At 32.0% G+C, this 16,953-nt stretch carries 16 protein-coding genes, 1 riboswitch and 1 other annotated feature; all 16 genes read right to left on the minus strand.

The features are described 5' to 3' along the window. Positions 1–17 precede the first annotated feature (17 nt). Entirely contained in the window at positions 18–992 is a 975-nt protein-coding gene (gene hemB, locus E2558_RS04870) for a porphobilinogen synthase (RefSeq protein ID WP_126567061.1), read from the minus strand. Next, positions 992–1,663, minus strand: a complete 672-nt coding sequence (locus E2558_RS04875; RefSeq protein WP_126567062.1) for a uroporphyrinogen-III synthase — start codon at positions 1,661–1,663, stop codon at positions 992–994. The genes hemB and E2558_RS04875 overlap by 1 nt, the downstream gene beginning before the upstream one ends. A 48-nt stretch (positions 1,664–1,711) precedes the next feature. Next, positions 1,712–2,644, minus strand: a complete 933-nt coding sequence (hemC, locus tag E2558_RS04880) for a hydroxymethylbilane synthase (protein WP_126567063.1) — start codon at positions 2,642–2,644, stop codon at positions 1,712–1,714. 29 nt (positions 2,645–2,673) lie between these two features. Then, complete coding sequence (ccsA, locus tag E2558_RS04885) at positions 2,674–3,486, minus strand: cytochrome c biogenesis protein (protein WP_126567064.1); 813 nt, start codon at positions 3,484–3,486, stop codon at positions 2,674–2,676. A 21-nt stretch (positions 3,487–3,507) separates the two neighbouring features. After that, a complete protein-coding gene (hemA, locus tag E2558_RS04890; protein ID WP_126567065.1) occupies positions 3,508–4,854 on the minus strand; it encodes a glutamyl-tRNA reductase in 1,347 nt (448 codons plus the stop codon). A 169-nt stretch (positions 4,855–5,023) separates the two neighbouring features. Beyond that, positions 5,024–5,614: a ribosome biogenesis GTP-binding protein YihA/YsxC gene (gene yihA, locus E2558_RS04895; RefSeq protein ID WP_126567066.1), complete on the minus strand. Its 591-nt coding sequence runs from the start codon at positions 5,612–5,614 to the stop codon at positions 5,024–5,026. 162 nt (positions 5,615–5,776) lie between these two features. After that, entirely contained in the window at positions 5,777–7,039 is a 1,263-nt protein-coding gene (clpX, locus tag E2558_RS04900) for an ATP-dependent Clp protease ATP-binding subunit ClpX (RefSeq protein ID WP_126567067.1), read from the minus strand. Positions 7,040–7,193: 154 nt separating this feature from the next. Continuing rightward, positions 7,194–8,498, minus strand: coding sequence for a trigger factor (gene tig, locus E2558_RS04905; RefSeq protein WP_126567068.1), 1,305 nt, complete (start codon positions 8,496–8,498; stop codon positions 7,194–7,196). A gap of 164 nt (positions 8,499–8,662) precedes the next feature. Next, the gene (locus E2558_RS04910; RefSeq protein ID WP_126567069.1) at positions 8,663–9,586 is read right to left on the minus strand and encodes a hypothetical protein; all 924 of its coding nucleotides are present in this window, start codon (positions 9,584–9,586) and stop codon (positions 8,663–8,665) included. A 16-nt stretch (positions 9,587–9,602) separates the two neighbouring features. Then, positions 9,603–10,211 carry an NUDIX domain-containing protein gene (locus E2558_RS04915; protein ID WP_126567070.1) on the minus strand — a complete coding sequence of 203 codons (609 nt, stop codon included), beginning with the start codon at positions 10,209–10,211 and terminating at the stop codon, positions 9,603–9,605. Positions 10,212–10,436: 225 nt separating this feature from the next. Continuing rightward, positions 10,437–10,793 (minus strand): 50S ribosomal protein L20, encoded by a 357-nt coding sequence (gene rplT, locus E2558_RS04920; RefSeq protein WP_103298707.1) that lies wholly within the window; start codon positions 10,791–10,793, stop codon positions 10,437–10,439. A 56-nt stretch (positions 10,794–10,849) separates the two neighbouring features. Continuing rightward, positions 10,850–11,050: a 50S ribosomal protein L35 gene (rpmI, locus tag E2558_RS04925; RefSeq protein WP_002448990.1), complete on the minus strand. Its 201-nt coding sequence runs from the start codon at positions 11,048–11,050 to the stop codon at positions 10,850–10,852. 27 nt (positions 11,051–11,077) lie between these two features. Continuing rightward, a complete protein-coding gene (gene infC / locus E2558_RS04930; RefSeq protein WP_126567071.1) occupies positions 11,078–11,605 on the minus strand; it encodes a translation initiation factor IF-3 in 528 nt (175 codons plus the stop codon). A 22-nt stretch (positions 11,606–11,627) separates the two neighbouring features. Beyond that, positions 11,628–11,755, minus strand: a sequence feature (ribosomal protein L20 leader region). A gap of 63 nt (positions 11,756–11,818) precedes the next feature. Beyond that, a complete protein-coding gene (locus E2558_RS04935; protein WP_126567072.1) occupies positions 11,819–13,312 on the minus strand; it encodes an amino acid permease in 1,494 nt (497 codons plus the stop codon). A gap of 162 nt (positions 13,313–13,474) precedes the next feature. After that, a riboswitch (Lysine riboswitch) is annotated at positions 13,475–13,650 on the minus strand. Between the two features lie 51 nt (positions 13,651–13,701). Beyond that, complete coding sequence (gene thrS / locus E2558_RS04940) at positions 13,702–15,639, minus strand: threonine--tRNA ligase (protein WP_126567073.1); 1,938 nt, start codon at positions 15,637–15,639, stop codon at positions 13,702–13,704. 307 nt (positions 15,640–15,946) lie between these two features. Beyond that, positions 15,947–16,867, minus strand: a complete 921-nt coding sequence (dnaI, locus tag E2558_RS04945) for a primosomal protein DnaI (RefSeq protein WP_126567074.1) — start codon at positions 16,865–16,867, stop codon at positions 15,947–15,949. Positions 16,868–16,953: the final 86 nt, after the last annotated feature.

A 16,953-nucleotide genomic window follows, 5' to 3' on the forward strand; every position in this document is an offset into this window, starting at 1 on the left:
TCCTTTTCAAAAATGAATTATTTATCTAAATAACGGCAAATATCTTTCGCAAAATAAGTGATAATCATATCTGCGCCCGCACGTTTCATTGAAACCATTTGTTCCATCACTACGCGTTCTTCATCAATCCAACCATTGAGTGAAGCGGCTTTAGTCATCGCATATTCACCACTAACATTATATGCAACTACTGGAATATTTGTATTATTTTTAACATCTCTAACAATATCTAAGTAACTTAACGCAGGTTTAACAATCATCATATCTGCGCCCTCTTTCAAGTCACTTTCTAATTCTCTTAAAGCTTCTAAGCGGTTGGCAGGATCCATTTGATATGTTTTTCTATCCCCAAATGAAGGAGCAGAATCTGCAGCATCTCTAAATGGTCCAAAGAAACTTGAAGCGTATTTAATACCGTAGCTCATAATAGGAATATTATAATAACCCGCTTCATCTAAACCTTGACGAATTTCAGTAACAAATCCATCCATCATGTTACTAGGTGCGATGATGTCTGCACCAGCTTCAACTTGTGAGATAGCTGTTTTCACTAATAATGGTAATGATTTATCATTATCAACATCATGAGTGTGATCATCAATAACGCCACAGTGACCGTGGTCAGTGTATTCGCATAGACATGTATCTGCTACGATGAGTAGGTCTTCGTGTAATGATTTAGCTTTACGAGTTGCTTCTTGAACAATTCCGTTATGATCATAAGCACCTGAGCCAACTTCATCTTTTTCATTCGGTACACCAAAGAACATAATAGCTCTAATACCTAAATCGTAGGCTTCGTTAATTTCTTCATCTAGAAGATTTAGACTAATTTGATATACGCCAGGTAAAGATTTAATTTCACTTTTAACATTATCTTTTTCTACTACAAAGATAGGGTAAATTAAATCTTCTTTTCTTACATGGTTTTCTCTGACTAAACGACGCATTGATTCTGAAGAGCGTAATCTTCTGTGTCTATCAAATTTCATTATTTATTCCTACTTTCTATAATTTTATTAATAAGTGCTTCTGCCGTCTGTTTATCAGCTATATAGGGTTCGATCCCATATTCTCTCAACGTATTAGCAGTTTGTTGACCTATTGCATAATATTGATTAAAGTCAGACGGAAGTCCTTCATTAAAATAATAACGCACTGCCGATGAACTTGAAAACGTAAGTGCTTCAATTGCATTATTATTTATCATATTTAAGACGTCATGAATATTATTTTTATGAGGAACAGGCTTGTATAAATCGATTTTCACTACATTATTATTAATAGCTAATTGTTGTTGAAGTTTAGGTCGTGCTTGTGCACTACTTGGTATCAATACTTTTTGCCCTTTTATACTTAAATTATTCAATAATCCTTCTTGTGAATAATCTTCTGGCACAAAGTCTACCTTAATGTTTATATCATGACATAGTTGTGCAGTTTTACTCCCTATTACAGCAATATGTTTAACTTGTAGTGTATCCATATAGGGCTGAAATAATCTAACTGCATTTTTAGACGTAAAAATAAGCCAGTCATAGTTATTTTGCAATAATCGAGTATCAATCTCAAGTGGTTGAATTTGGATAAAGGGCTTATGCACAATTTCCACTAAATCACTTTGTATATTACTCGTTTGCGTCATTACTATAACTGGTTTCATTTGTTTTACCCCTCTAAATTTTATATTAATGTTTAAATACATTAACTATTAGTGCGGTTGTTCTTCATTTAGCTTTCTAATAATTTCATAGGCACCTTGTTCAATTAGTACATCACTTACTTTTTTTCCTAATTCTACTGGATCAGTGCCTATTTCAGTATGTTCATATCTCTCAGAGCCGTCAGGTGTCATAATTAACCCTGTGAATTCAATTTCTCCATTTGAATTATTAGTGGCGTAACCACCAATAGGAACTTGGCAGCTTCCATCCATCGCAGCTAAGAATGTACGTTCAGCAGTAACACAAGCTGCCACTTGTTTATTATGAACTTTCTGAAGTAATTCTAATAATTCCTTATCATCACTACGACATTCTATACCTAAAGCACCTTGACCAATTGCCGGTAATAAGACATCTTTATCTAGGTAAGTCGTTACAATATCATCAGACCAACCCATACGACGTAAACCTGCTGCAGCAAGAATAATTGCATCATAATCTTCAGTTTCTAACTTATGAAGTCGCGTATCAATATTTCCTCGAATCCATTTTATTTTTAAATTAGGATATTTAGATAGTATTTGTGCACCACGTCTTAATGAACTAGTACCAATAATACTGCCATCAGGTAATTCATTTAAAGGTGTATGGTTTTTAGAAATATACGCATCAAAAGGTACTTCTCTATCTGGGATACAACCTAACGTGAGGCCTTCTGGAATAATACTTGGAACATCTTTTAAGGAATGGATTGCCATATCAATGTCTTTATTAAACAACTCATGTTGAATTTCTTTAACGAAAAGACCTTTGCCTCCAACTTTTGATAATTGTTTATCTACAATTCGATCCCCTTTAGTAACAATTTCTTTTATTTCTATATCTAAAGTTCGATCAACTTCTTTAAGTTTATCAATAAATTGTTGACTTTGCGTTAAAGCAAGTTTGCTTCTTCGCGAACCTACAACTAATTTGCGCATACATGCTGCCTCCTATTGCTTTTCAAATATTAAGTGAAATGAGCTGTAAAAAATAAATTAATCATACATAAGCAAAATAACACAATATTAAAGTAGATTAAATGAATTGATTTGAGCCACTGATTAAGACGAACAATTACAAACATACTATAAAGGATTGTAATTATTGTAGATAAAATCACTTTAGGATCTGTGAAGATACTTTCTCCTACTGCATAAAATCCCCATTGCGCTCCTAATATAATACTAAAAATTAAAATAATTAAGCCACTCAATGAAGAATAAAATACAATAGTTTCTAAAGTAGCTACACTTCCAATTCTAAAGTACTTCTGGTCAAATTTTTTCTCTCTTAAATTGCGATATTGAATGATGTATAACAATGCATTAACAAATGCTAATGCAAAAAATGCATAACTTAGGACAGCTAAACCTATATGAATTAAGAGTAACTCATTGATAATTGTAACTCTTTGTCCATTCGTAGAATAATGTTCTGGTTGGAAAGTATTCATCATTAATAAAATAAAACCTATGACATTTAAAAAGAATACGGAAAAGCTTAATGCTTTCACAACATTTAATATTAGCGAAATAGATATAATAATCCATGACAAAGAGAAAAATACATCAAAAAGAGAGTTGAGTGGTATCTGACTATGCGATGTCATATATATAGACAAAGAGATTGTTTGTAATATCCAAACAATCCCTAGTGTGTATATACCTAACTCTCGAATTTTATAGCTTTTTCTAACGAAATCTATAAAATAACAAAGAATACTTATCAAATATATGACTAATATAATTTCATGAAATCTAATAAACAGGGTTTCTTGCATATTATCACCATATAAATATGCTTATTCAAAACTTAAGATATGTCGTACTGAAAGCTCCTTTTCTCTTTCTGCTTTACGAGCCTTAACTTGTTCGTAGGGATTTTCAGCTTCAATATCAAAAATACTTTGAAATAGCTCTAATTTTTCATTGCTTTTTTTATCATTACTTAATTCTTTAGCCTGTTTAATTGGATCTTTAAGCATTTGATTAATAATACTTTTGGTATGCTTAGAAATAACTGTACGCTCTCTATCTGACAAATCAGGAAGCTTTCTATCAATACTTTCCATTGTTTCTGCTTGGATTGCCATAGCTTTTTCACGTAATGCTCGAATAACTGGAACTACACCTAACATGTTAACCCAGTCATTATGACTTTGAATTTCATTAGGAATTTGATCTGCAATCATTTCTGCAGCCATTTGTCGCTCGCGTAAATTGGCATCAACTAATCCTTTCAAATCGTCTACATCATAACTAAATACATTATCATTTAAGTTAATACCTGGCTCAATATCTCTAGGAACAGCAATATCAATTAACAATAATGATTTAGCTTTTCTAAGCGCTACCGCTTCTTTCATCATGTTTTTTGTAATAATAAATTCTGGTGAACTAGTTGAACTAATCACAATATCAGCAGAAGCCAATAAGGTAGGTAAAGAATTAAGTGAATCATATTTAACATTATGTTTCTGTGCTAACATTTTTGCATTTTCTTCAGTTCTATTAACGACAGTAATATTCGTAATGCCTGAACCTAATAAGTTAAGAAGTGATAACTCACTCATTTCCCCTGCACCGATAATGACAGCCTGTTTACTTTTAAGTTTACCGAATACCTTTTTAGCTAATTCAACAGCTGCATAAGAAACACTCACTGCATTATCTGCAATATCAGTTTCACTATGCGCCTTTTTAGCGAAAGTAATTGCTTGTTTAAATAAATGATTAAAAATTGTTCCAGTTGTATTTGTTTCTTGAGCTAAAAAGAATGCATCTCTCATTTGTCCAAGAATTTGAGTTTCACCTAATACAATTGAATCTAAGCCAGAAGTGACACGCAATAAATGTTCTACTGCTTCGTCCCCCACTTTTACTTCTGACATCGCTTTTATATCATCTACTTCAAATCCAAATGAACGTGCTAAAAATCTTTGAATATAATAACGTCCTGTATGAATTTGGTCTACTACAGCATATACTTCTGTACGATTACATGTAGATAAAATAACGTTCTCTAAAATAGATTTAGTTTCGAATAAATCTTCATGGGCTAATCGTAAGGCATCATTTCTAAAAGCAACTTGCTCTCTAAGTGCTACATCGGCAGTACGATGATTTATACTTAAAGCAATAAAATGCATTTATAACGCCCTCCATATACTAACAATAATGTTAGTATAACATATATACCTTTGATTTTAAGTCGATTGCTCAAATAAATTAGAAAGATTCTAATCTAACGTCAATTTTTTGTCATTAATTGTCATACTTTCATCACACTAGAATATTTTACTTTAGTAGTGATTATAATTAATATAAATAAGAAGAAATTAAATCCCAAATTTGTTGTTGTTTTGTATTTTGGATTGATGAATAACTAATAATGGTATCTTCAGGATCTAAATCTAATTTTTCTTTTATATTTTTAATATGCTTTTGTACTTTACCTTTTGCAATTTTATCTTCTTTCGTACAAATTACTAATGTAGGAATATCAAAATGCTTTAAATAATCATACATTAATACGTCATCTTCTGTAGGATTATGGCGTAAGTCTACAAGTTGTATAACTAATTTTAAACTTTCTCTTTTAGTTAAATATTCTTCAATCATCTTTCCAAACTTTTCACGCTGTGACTTACTTACTTTTGCATAACCGTAACCAGGAACATCTACGAAGATTAATTGATCATCAATATTAAAAAAGTTTAAAGTCTGAGTCTTACCTGGCTGTTGTGATGTACGAGCCATATTTTTTCTACCAATCATACTATTAATAAATGAAGATTTACCTACATTTGAACGACCACTTAATGCTACTTCAGCTAGACCAGTTTCTGGATATTGTGCCTCTTGAACTGCACTGATAATTAAATCTATATTATTAGGATTAATATTCATATGATATCCTCTCTCTTTAAAGTTTATTATAACTGTTTTATTATAATATATTTTAACGTAAACCTAAAAGAATATGTAACTACTCAACAATTCTCTTTTAATGTAAAAAAGAAAAACCCAAATCTTAAAGAGCGATTTGGGTTTGAAATATAATTAATTATGTTAAGCAGATGTTTTACTATCGTTTAATAAATTACCCTCTGAATCATATAATTCAGGTTCGATTTCATCTTGAATAGTTTCAGCAGTAATCACTACTTTAGCTACATCATCTGATGAAGGCACATCATACATAATGTCGATTAATGCTTCTTCAATAATTGAACGTAAACCACGTGCACCAGTTTTGCGTTCAATTGCTTTTTCACTCACAGCTGCTAAAGCTTCTTCAGTGAATTCTAACTCCACATTATCTAATTCAAGCATTTTAGTATATTGCTTAACTAATGCATTTTTCGGTTGAGTTAAAATATTTTTTAATGCTTCTACATCAAGAGTTTCTAAATTAGCAACAATTGGAACACGACCAATAAATTCAGGGATTAAACCATAAGATTGTAAATCCTCTGGACGGATTTGTTCAAGTAAAGCTTCTTCATCATATTTATCAGCTTCATTACTAGCAAATCCAATAATTTTTTCACCTAAGCGACGTTTAATTACTTCATCAATACCATCAAATGCGCCACCTAAGATAAATAAGATATTTGTTGTATCAATTTGGATAAGTTCTTGGTTAGGGTGTTTACGTCCACCTTGAGGAGGCACACTAGCAGTTGTACCTTCTAAAATTTTAAGTAAAGCTTGTTGTACACCTTCACCTGAAACATCACGTGTAATTGATGTGTTTTCAGATTTGCGTGCAATTTTATCAATTTCATCGACATAGATAATACCTTTTTCAGCTTTATCAATATCGAAATCAGCAGCTTGGATTAAACGTAATAAGATATTTTCAACATCGTCACCTACGTAACCAGCCTCTGTAAGACTTGTAGCATCTGCAATTGCGAATGGTACATTAAGTGTTTTAGCAAGTGTTTGCGCTAATAATGTTTTACCACTACCTGTAGGGCCGATTAAAGCGATATTACTTTTTTGTAATTCAACATCATCTTCATTTGGTCCTAATTGTTGAATACGTTTGTAATGATTATATACTGCAACAGCTAAAGACTTTTTGGCTTTTTCTTGACCAATAACATATTCGTTAAGGTGATCCATAATTTCTTTAGGTGTAGGTAATTCAGTAAACTCTTCAGAATTAGATTGTGCTAATTCTTCCTCTACTATTTCAGAGCATAATTCAATACATTCATTACAGATATAAACACCACTACCTGCAACTAATTTTTTAACTTGATCTTGGTCCTTACCGCAAAAAGAACATTTTAAATTTTCTTCATCTTCATTGAATTTAAACATTCATTTACACCTCTATTCTTAAACGACTATACTAGATAGCATTCTACAATGCAAATTTATAGTAAACAACTATAATGCTTAAAATATAGAGTAGCAGATACATTTATTGATGCACCTGCTACTTAAATTTTAATATATTAATTTTGAAAATTAATTATTTATCTTCTTTAGTTGTTTCAACGTATTTAGCATTGTCTCTTAATAAGTCGATAACTTTTTGAATACGTACGTCATTTTTAATGATGTCTGTATTACCTAAAGTATTTTTGATATCTTCAACTGAAATGTTGAATTGTTGACTCATTTTTTCTAACTCTTTATCGATGTCTTCATCAGTAGCTTCGATGTTTTCTTTATCAGCAATTGCAGATAAAGTTAAGTTAGTTTTAATACGTTGCTCAGCATCGTCTTTCATTTGTTCTCTTAATTGAGATTCATCTTGACCTGAGATTTGGAAGTAAGTTTGTAAATCTAAACCTTGTTGTTGAATTCTTTGACCAAATTCTTGAACCATACGGTCTAATTCAGTATCAATCATAGCTTGTGGAATGTCGATTGTTGTATTTTCAGTTGCTTTATTAATAGCTTCTTCTTTTTCAACGTTTTCAGCTTCTGTAGCTTTTTGTTCAGATAAACGTTTACGTAAGTTTTCTTTATATTCGTCAACTGAGTTAGCTTCTGAATCTAATTCATTAGCAACTTCGTCGTCTAATTCTGGAACATCTTTATATTTAATTTCGTTTACTTTAGTTTTGAAAGTAGCTTCTTTACCAGCTAATTCTTCAGCATGATATTCTTCTGGGAAAGTAACAACTACGTCTTTTTCTTCGCCAGTTTTTAATCCTACTAATTGATCTTCAAATCCAGGAATGAATGCACCTGAACCGATTTCTAAGTCGTAACCATCAGCTTGGCCACCTTCAAATTGTTCACCGTCAACATAACCGTCGAAGTCAATGTTAACTGTATCGCCGTTTTCAACAGCGCCGTCTTCTTTAACTACCATATCAGCTAAGTGACTTAAACTGTGATCAATGGCTTCTTGTAAGTCTTCATCTGTTAATTCAGAATCTTGTTTTTCAATTTCTAAACCTTTGTAATCACCTAATTGAACTTCAGGTTCAACTGTTACAGTAGCTTCGAATTCGAAGTCTTTACCTTTTTCAATTTGAGTAACATTGATTTCTGGTTGTGCTACTGGATTAATTCCAGTTTCATCGATAGCTTCACCATAAGCTTCTGGTAAAAGAATATCTACTGCATCTTGATATAATGCTTCAACGCCGAAACGTTGTTCAAAAATTGGACGAGGCACTTTACCTTTACGGAAACCAGGCACGTTAATTTGTTTAACTACTTTTTTAAATGCTTGATCTAATGCTTTGTCTACTTTTTCTGCTGGAACTGTAACTTTTAATAATCCTTCGTTACCTTCCTTTTTTTCCCAAGTTGCTGTCATGTATAATACCTCCATGATTACATTTTTTATTTTTTCAACTTCCCTATTATATCATACGTCTAATATGGAAACAAACATTGTTTTATAGGGCTTTTCTCACTCTTATTTAAGAAAATCAATAACCTTACTTTAACGAATATTGAATATAATATAAACTAATTTGCTCAATTTTGACCATCTAAAATATAAATAAGTTGTAATACTTCTGAATTAGCTTCATTTGTTTCCAAGCCAATCATTGTTTTAAAATAATCTTCATATGTTTTTACCCAATCTAATTCACTATATAACTCAAATATATTTAATGGATAAAGCAATATGGAATGATTATTCATAATATGATGTGCTTCGTTAGATATATTAAGCGCGCCTTCACTAAGTAGTTCAGTCACTTTAGGTATCACATTATTCTTCATTTCAGTATGTTCAAGACCTTTCAATTTTGAAGGTTTGATACTTATTGAGAATCCATATTTATTTATCGAAATTGATTCTTCATATTCTGCGAATCGCAAATACTCTAGCATTATACTTTTCAAATTATTAGCTTTTACCTCATTTGTAAGTAAAAATGCTACCGTTTCTTTAAATTCGTAGTGCCCGTTATCAATTAATTTCATTATCAATTTAATTTGTTCATTTAAATTTAAAGTATTGAATTGGGATAATAACTGACTAGTTAAATGTTTATCTTCATTTAATTGAGACTGTGCATATTCTTTTATAGGAAATAAAGCCATTCTTGTTTTATGATCTTTTACTTCATCAATTATTTGAGTGATGACTTCAATAGCTTCATAGTACTGACCTAGACCATTTAAAGCTTTGATATAATAAATCATTAGTTCATCATAATAAGGTAAACCTTTTTTCAAAAGAACGATGGCTTCTTCGCGCAATTCTAAAAATGACTTAAGCTGATACAACATATCACATTTAATTAAAGCTAGTTTGTCATCTAATTCGTATTGTGCTTCGTAATCTTCAAACAACTTATATAACTTATCATAATTTTGTCGATTATCCATTTCGATAATATCGTTATAAAGTTTATTTTGCGCTTTAGGAAAAGGGATGATATCTGACACTATTTTGCCCCCTTTTTTATAAATCTTTTAAAATTAATGCACTCCATGTTTCGAAGTTATCATAGTCTTCAATTTTTTCTTGTTCAACCCACTCAATTTTTAAAGTATCAGTTTCTTTAACTTCAATATCTTGGGAATTGACTTTAATTTTAAACACAACTCCGATGTGAACTTTGCCAACCTCATTAGTATCATCATTAATAAAACCGATATAATCCATATTTTGTGAATTTTGTTCTGATAAACCAACCTCTTCATCTAGTTCACGTTGCGCATTAACACGCAAGATTTCATTAATAGATTGTGCGCCTACTACATCATTCATATGGCCACCTACACCTATTGAAGATTGTCCATGTAAACGTTTTTCTCCTCCACCACTTAAACGTTTATAAACTAGTAATTCATTATTTTCATTTTCAAGTAAGCAATACGAAATTAATTGTTTATATGAAGGATCTTCTTCCATATCTCCACGACGTTTTACTTCGTAGTGTGGTAAAGCATTAAAAATACTATCTCCTTGAGGATCATTTTTAGACAAAAATCCATTAAATGTATTTTTTTCATCTTCAAAAATTGTTTTTCTAGGAACTACTATAATTTGTTCATCGTATTTAGACATACTATTCTCCTTATTTAATGTATTCTTTTTATGTATTTTATCAAACTCCTCTATCGAACAACAATTAAAGCAATTTCTATTTCTTAGTTCGTAGCGCTTTAATTTATTAAGAACTGGTTTGTTTGATATAACTAGTCGATTAAATATGTTATAAAAAAATGTCGACAAAGTATAAACACCTTTGTCGACAATATGTGAAGACTTAATAAAATCTTCTATCTTATATTATTTTAAAGCTTCTTTAGCTTTTGATACTAATTCAGCGAATGCTTTATCGTCTGAAATAGCTACTTCAGAAAGCATTTTACGGTTGATGTTGATGTCAGCTTTTTTCAATCCGTTCATTAATCTTGAATAGCTGATATCGTGTTTACGTGCAGCTGCATTGATACGTGTAATCCATAATTTACGGAAGTCACGTTTACGTTGACGACGGTCACGGAATGCATATTGACCTGATTTCATAACTTGTTGTTTTGCTACTTTATATAATGTGTGTTTTGAACCGAAGTAACCTTTAGCTAATTTAATAGTTTTTTTACGACGGGCTCTTGTTACTGTTCCACCTTTAACTCGTGGCATATTAAATTCCTCCTTAGATATAACTGTTTATTATCGTTCTTATTTAACGTCTACAATTATTTTTTGTAAGCTAATAATTGTTTTACGCGTTTCATATCGCTTTTAGAAACTAATTTAGCTTTACGTAATTTACGTTTTTGTTTAGTATTTTTGTTTGCAAATAAGTGAGATGTGAAAGCTCTTGAACGTTTTAATTGACCTGAACCAGTTCTTTTAACACGTTTAGCTGCTCCACGGTGAGTTTTCATTTTTGGCATGATTCATTTCCTCCTACTAATTATGAATTATTTTTCGTTTACAGGCGCTAACATGATAAACATTTGACGCCCTTCCATTTTAGGTTTTTGTTCAACAGTTGCAATATCTTTACATTCGTCAGCAAATTTTTCTAATACACGTTGACCAATTTCTTTATGCGTAATCGCACGACCTCTGAAACGAATTGAAACTTTACATTTATCGCCTTTAGATAAGAATTTGCGTCCGTTTTTCAATTTAGTTTGGAAATCGTGTTCCTCAATTGTTGGACTTAAGCGAATTTCTTTAACGTTGATAACTTTTTGTTTCTTTTTCATTTCTTTTTCTTTTTTCTGTTGTTCGAATTTGTATTTACCGTAATCCATGATTCTCGCAACAGGTGGCTTAGCATTTGGAGCTACTACCACTAAGTCTAATTCTACACGTTCAGCCATTTCTAAAGCTTCACGTTTAGATTTAACACCGATTTGGTCTCCGTTTTGGCCAATGACACGTAATTCTTTTGCACGAATTTTTTCGTTAACTTGCGTTTGATCTTTTGCTATGGTTGACACCTCCCAAAATTTTACGAAATGTTCCAAGTAAAAAGAGCGGACGTATAACGCCCGCTCTTCACTCATACACAATAAATGTGTGACATGATTAACCTGCCAACTGCCTAAAGCGTCGCTACAGGTGAGAAACGGGTGTTTCTACTTGGTTCGTTTCGTATTCAACGTTAATAATCATATCAGCATTTATCATGTAAGTCAACAATTATTTTTTATCTAATGATGTTTAATATCATCCATTTTAACATCTTGACGTAAATCCACTTTATCAAGCGGTATTAATTTTGTTTTATATCTAATTTTATGGTAGATATAAAATGCTAAAAATACTGGAATACCCATGTAAGTAATAACAAAGCGATTTAAATCAAAATGCCCTGTTTTAATAAAATCTACGTCTTGTCCAATAATAACAATCACACATAAAATCCCTGCAAATATAGGACCAAATGGGAACCATTTAGCTTTATATTTTAATTCACTCTTATTATGGTGTTGTCTATCAAAGGCTCTTCTGAATCTATAATGACTAATGGCAATACCAACCCATGCAATAAATCCAGTCATACCACTTGCTGCAACAATGTATTCATATGCGCCACCGCTAAGCTTTTGAACTAAGAAAATAACAATAACTAACACGCCTGTAGCAACTAATGCTAAATATGGCACACCGTGTTTATTCGTTTTACCAAAAGTATCAAATGCTAATTTATCTTTACTCATTGAATATAACATACGTGTTGAAGCGTACATACCTGAGTTACCAGCAGATAAAACTGAAGTTAAAATAACTGCGTTCATGAATGAAGCAGCAAAAGCTAAACCAGCATTTTTAAATACAAGTGTGAATGGAGAAGTTGCGATACTGTCATCTCCACCCATTAAAGCATTACTATCATAAGGAATTAACATACCAATTACAAAAATGGCTAAGATGTAAAATAATAAAATTCTCCAGAATACTTGTTTAATTGCTTTAGGAACAGCACGTTCTGGATTCTCAGATTCACCAGCAGTAATACCGATTAATTCAGTACCTTGGAAAGAGAAACCTGCTACAAGGAATACACCTAAAATAGATAATAAGCTACCGCCAAGGTTGCCTCCTAAGATAGGACCCTCGCCTTTCGTGAATGTTTCAAATCCTACAAACTCGCCACCCATAATACCTAAAATTGTTAGTAAGCCTATAATGATAAATATGATAACTGTTACTACTTTAATTAATGCAAACCAATACTCACTTTCACCATACACTCTTACTGATAAAGAGTTAAGGGCAAAAATAATTACTAAAAAGATACAACTCCATAACCATGCAGGAATACCAGCCATAGGAGTCCAATATTGAATAACTTGAGCAGCTATAGTGACATCTGCTGCTACTGTAATTACCCAGTTAAACCAATAATTCCATCCTAAAGCAAATCCTAATGATGGATCCACAAATCGAGTAGCATATGTACTAAATGATCCTGATACAGGAAGATAAGTTGCCATCTCACCTAATGAAGTCATTAAGAAAAATACCATGGCACCAATAATAGCATATGCAATTAATGCACCAAGTGCACCTGCATCATGAATAGCGCCTCCAGATGTCATAAATAAACCTGTACCTATACATCCTCCCATCGCTATCATGGATATGTGACGGTCTTTCAAACCACGTTTGATGCCGTCATCTTGATTTTTGACTTTACTCATAGAAGCTTCCTTTCCTACAGTAGAGGCTAACTAGAAATATTTTATTTGCTATGTGTTGATAATTAACTTATCAAATTTATATTTTACTTTTATTTATGTAAAATTAAAAATCGAAATAAAAAAAGTTGCATACCTTAGAGATATGCAACCTTTTGCTTAATCTATATCGGTAGCACATCACAAATTGTGACAGTACAGTTTCTATTCGATAACTGTCCCAACAAATGATAATTATGGTTATCATTCATTTCGGCAACTTTACCTTTCACTCTTTCAACGTACGTTCCATAACAACTTCTGAAGAGTTACTGATTAAAGTTGCAACCTCTAACTCATTTTTTTATTTTAACTAATTTGTAATATACATTAAGCATCCATTTTTATCAAGACTATCTACGTTTTTTTAAACGAATTTCATCGACTAAATTCCAAATAAATTCATCTTTTTCAACAGTTTCTTGATCTTGTGAACCGTATTTACGTACATTCACTTCGTTATTCTCAACTTCTTTATCCCCTACAACGATTTGATAAGGAATTTTTTGCATTTGTGCTTCACGGATTTTATAACCCATTTTTTCATTACGATCATCGATTTCTACGCGAACGCCTTGAGATTTTAATTCATCTTGAAGATTTTTCGCATAATCGTAATGTAAATCAACATTTACAGGAATGATTTCAACTTGTTTTGGTGCTAACCAAGTTGGGAAGGCACCTTTAGTTTCTTCAGTTAAGAAAGCTACAAAACGTTCCATTGTTGATACAACACCACGGTGAATAACTACTGGACGATGGTTTTCGCCGTCACTACCAATGTAATTTAATTCAAAACGTTCAGGTAATAAGAAGTCAATTTGAGCAGTTGATAAAGTTTCTTCTTTACCCATTGCTGTTTTAACTTGAACGTCTAACTTAGGACCATAGAATGCTGCTTCACCAATTGCTTCAACATATGGTAAGCCCATTTCATCAACCGCTTCTTTAAGCATTGATTCAGCTTTATTCCACATTTCATCGTCATCCATGTATTTTTCTTTATCTTCTGGATCTCTATAACTTAAACGGAAAGTATACTCTTCGAATCCGAAGTCTTTATATACATCTTGAATCATGTGTACAACGCGTTTAAATTCATCTTTGATTTGGTCTGGACGAACAAAGATATGAGAGTCATTTAAAGTCATACCTCGTACACGTTGTAAACCTGATACAGCGCCACTTGCTTCATAACGGTGCATAGTACCTAATTCGGCGATACGAATTGGTAACTCACGATATGAATGTGGTCTATTATTGTAAACCATCATATGATGAGGACAGTTCATTGGGCGTAATACCATTTCTTCTGTTTCATCTAATTTCATAGGTGGGAACATATCGTCTCTATAGTGATCCCAGTGACCTGAAGTTTTGTATAATTCAACATTCGCTAACACTGGAGTATAGACGTGATCATAACCCATACTTACTTCTTTATCTACAATATAGCGTTCGATTTCACGACGAATAGTAGCACCATTAGGTAACCATAAAGGTAATCCAGCACCTACTAATTGGTTGTTAGTAAATAATTCTAAGTCTTTACCGATACGACGGTGATCACGTTCACGACGTTCTTCTAACATTTGTAAATGCGCTTTTAATTCTTTCTTATCGAAAAATGCAGTACCGTAGATACGTTGTAACATTTTATTGTCACTGTCACCACGCCAATAAGCACCAGCAGTTGATAATAATTTAAATTCTTTAATTTTTGAAGTAGATGGTACATGTACCCCTCTACATAAATCTGTAAATTCACCTTGAGAATATAAAGTTACATTTTCATCTTCAGGAATTGCATCAATTAATTCTAATTTATAAGGATCATCTTTAAAGAAGTCTTTAGCTTCTTCTCTAGAAACAACTTTACGTTCGATTTTATGATTTTCATCAACAATTTGTTTCATTGTTTTTTCGATTTTTTCAAAATCATCAGATGACACTTTTTCATCCATATCAAAATCGTAATAGAAACCGCCCTCAATAACTGGACCTACACCAAATTTCACATCACCATACAAACGTTTTAAAGCTTGTGCCATTAAGTGAGCAGTAGAATGACGTAAAACTTCTAAAGCTTCCTCACTTCCAGGTGTAACGATTTCAATTTCACCATCTTCTTCTAATGGTCTTGTTAAATCAACCATTTGTCCATTAAATTTACCCGCTACAGCTTTTTTTCTTAATCCAGGACTAATTGATTGCGCGATATCTTCAGTAGTAGTTCCTTTATCAAACGCTTTTGAATTGCCATCTGGGAATTGAATATTAATTTGATCCATTATATAACCCTCCAATTATAAATTCTATTATCGTTGAAAATTAAAAAAACTCGCCCCCTAAAAAAGGGACGAGTTCGTCGCGGCACCACCCTAGTTATTTAGTAAGCACTAAATATCTCTACATAAGATAACGGTCTTGAGCCGGGCACTAATTACTAGCACCTTAAAATGAAGGAGTAACAATTTAATATATTAGCTAAATTCACACCATACATTAGCTCTCTGTATAATATAAATTAAATTATCATATCTTCATTAATTTCAACGATTTAGATTTAAGTTTATTATACATCACTTATTGTAAATTTCAATTGTTTCGTAAATTTTCTCCGTCTAAATAATACGCATTCGTTAAACTCTTAATTCTTTCGACAATTCTAGCCGCTTTAGTTTGCTCAGCACCTTCACGTGTATTAGCTAAATGGTGCTCTAGTTCATCTAAATTTAAATTTGAAGAAAAGAATGTTGGTAGTTCATGCACCATGCGATAGTGAAGTAAAGGGCCAATAACTTCATCTCTTACCCATGGTGTCACTTCTTCAGCTCCAATGTCATCTAACATTAAAATATTAGCTTCTCTAATGCGTTGCAATTTTTTCTCATAACTTCCATCTTTGAATCCACTTTTTAATGTACGTATATATTCTGGAAGATAAACAATTGTAGATGGAACGTTTTTAGATTTTAATTGATTCGCTATCGCGCCTAATATAAACGATTTACCCGTTCCAAATGGTCCATGAATATATAGTCCTTTAACATTTTCCTTGTTCACTAACTTTTTACAAATATCATTAACCGCCATTGCAATATCTAAGCGATGTCTTCCGTTTGTATAAATATCTTTAACCTTCGCATTTAGAGTATCACGTTGCATATGATGAGCAGTAATGAGTTGAGAATTAATACGTGCCTCATCATGTTTAATTTTGCATGGACATTGTTTATATCTAATTTTTATGCGTTCATTTTCAATATAGAGTTCAGGTATATGCCCTTTAACGAAATTCGGACAATGTTCATAATCATGCCCATCATAATGCTTTTGTTGGTCTTTATACTCTTGTAGTATATTTAAATCATTATCAATCATTTTATTCGTCAATTCTGATTGATGCTGAGTTAAAAAATGTTTAACGTCTTCATCATTTAAAACTTGTTGCTTTATCTTAGCAATTCGGCGTTCTAATTCATTGTTTGTTCCAATGATACTACTAAAAGATTTCATCTAATCCTCCTCCCAGTCTTGAGCTAGTTGAGCACGAAAAGCTTCTCTATCTTTCTCAAGTTGTTCATCATTATCTTCTTTCTTAG

Source organism: Staphylococcus pragensis (assembly GCF_004785665.1).
Taxonomy (GTDB): domain Bacteria; phylum Bacillota; class Bacilli; order Staphylococcales; family Staphylococcaceae; genus Staphylococcus; species Staphylococcus pragensis.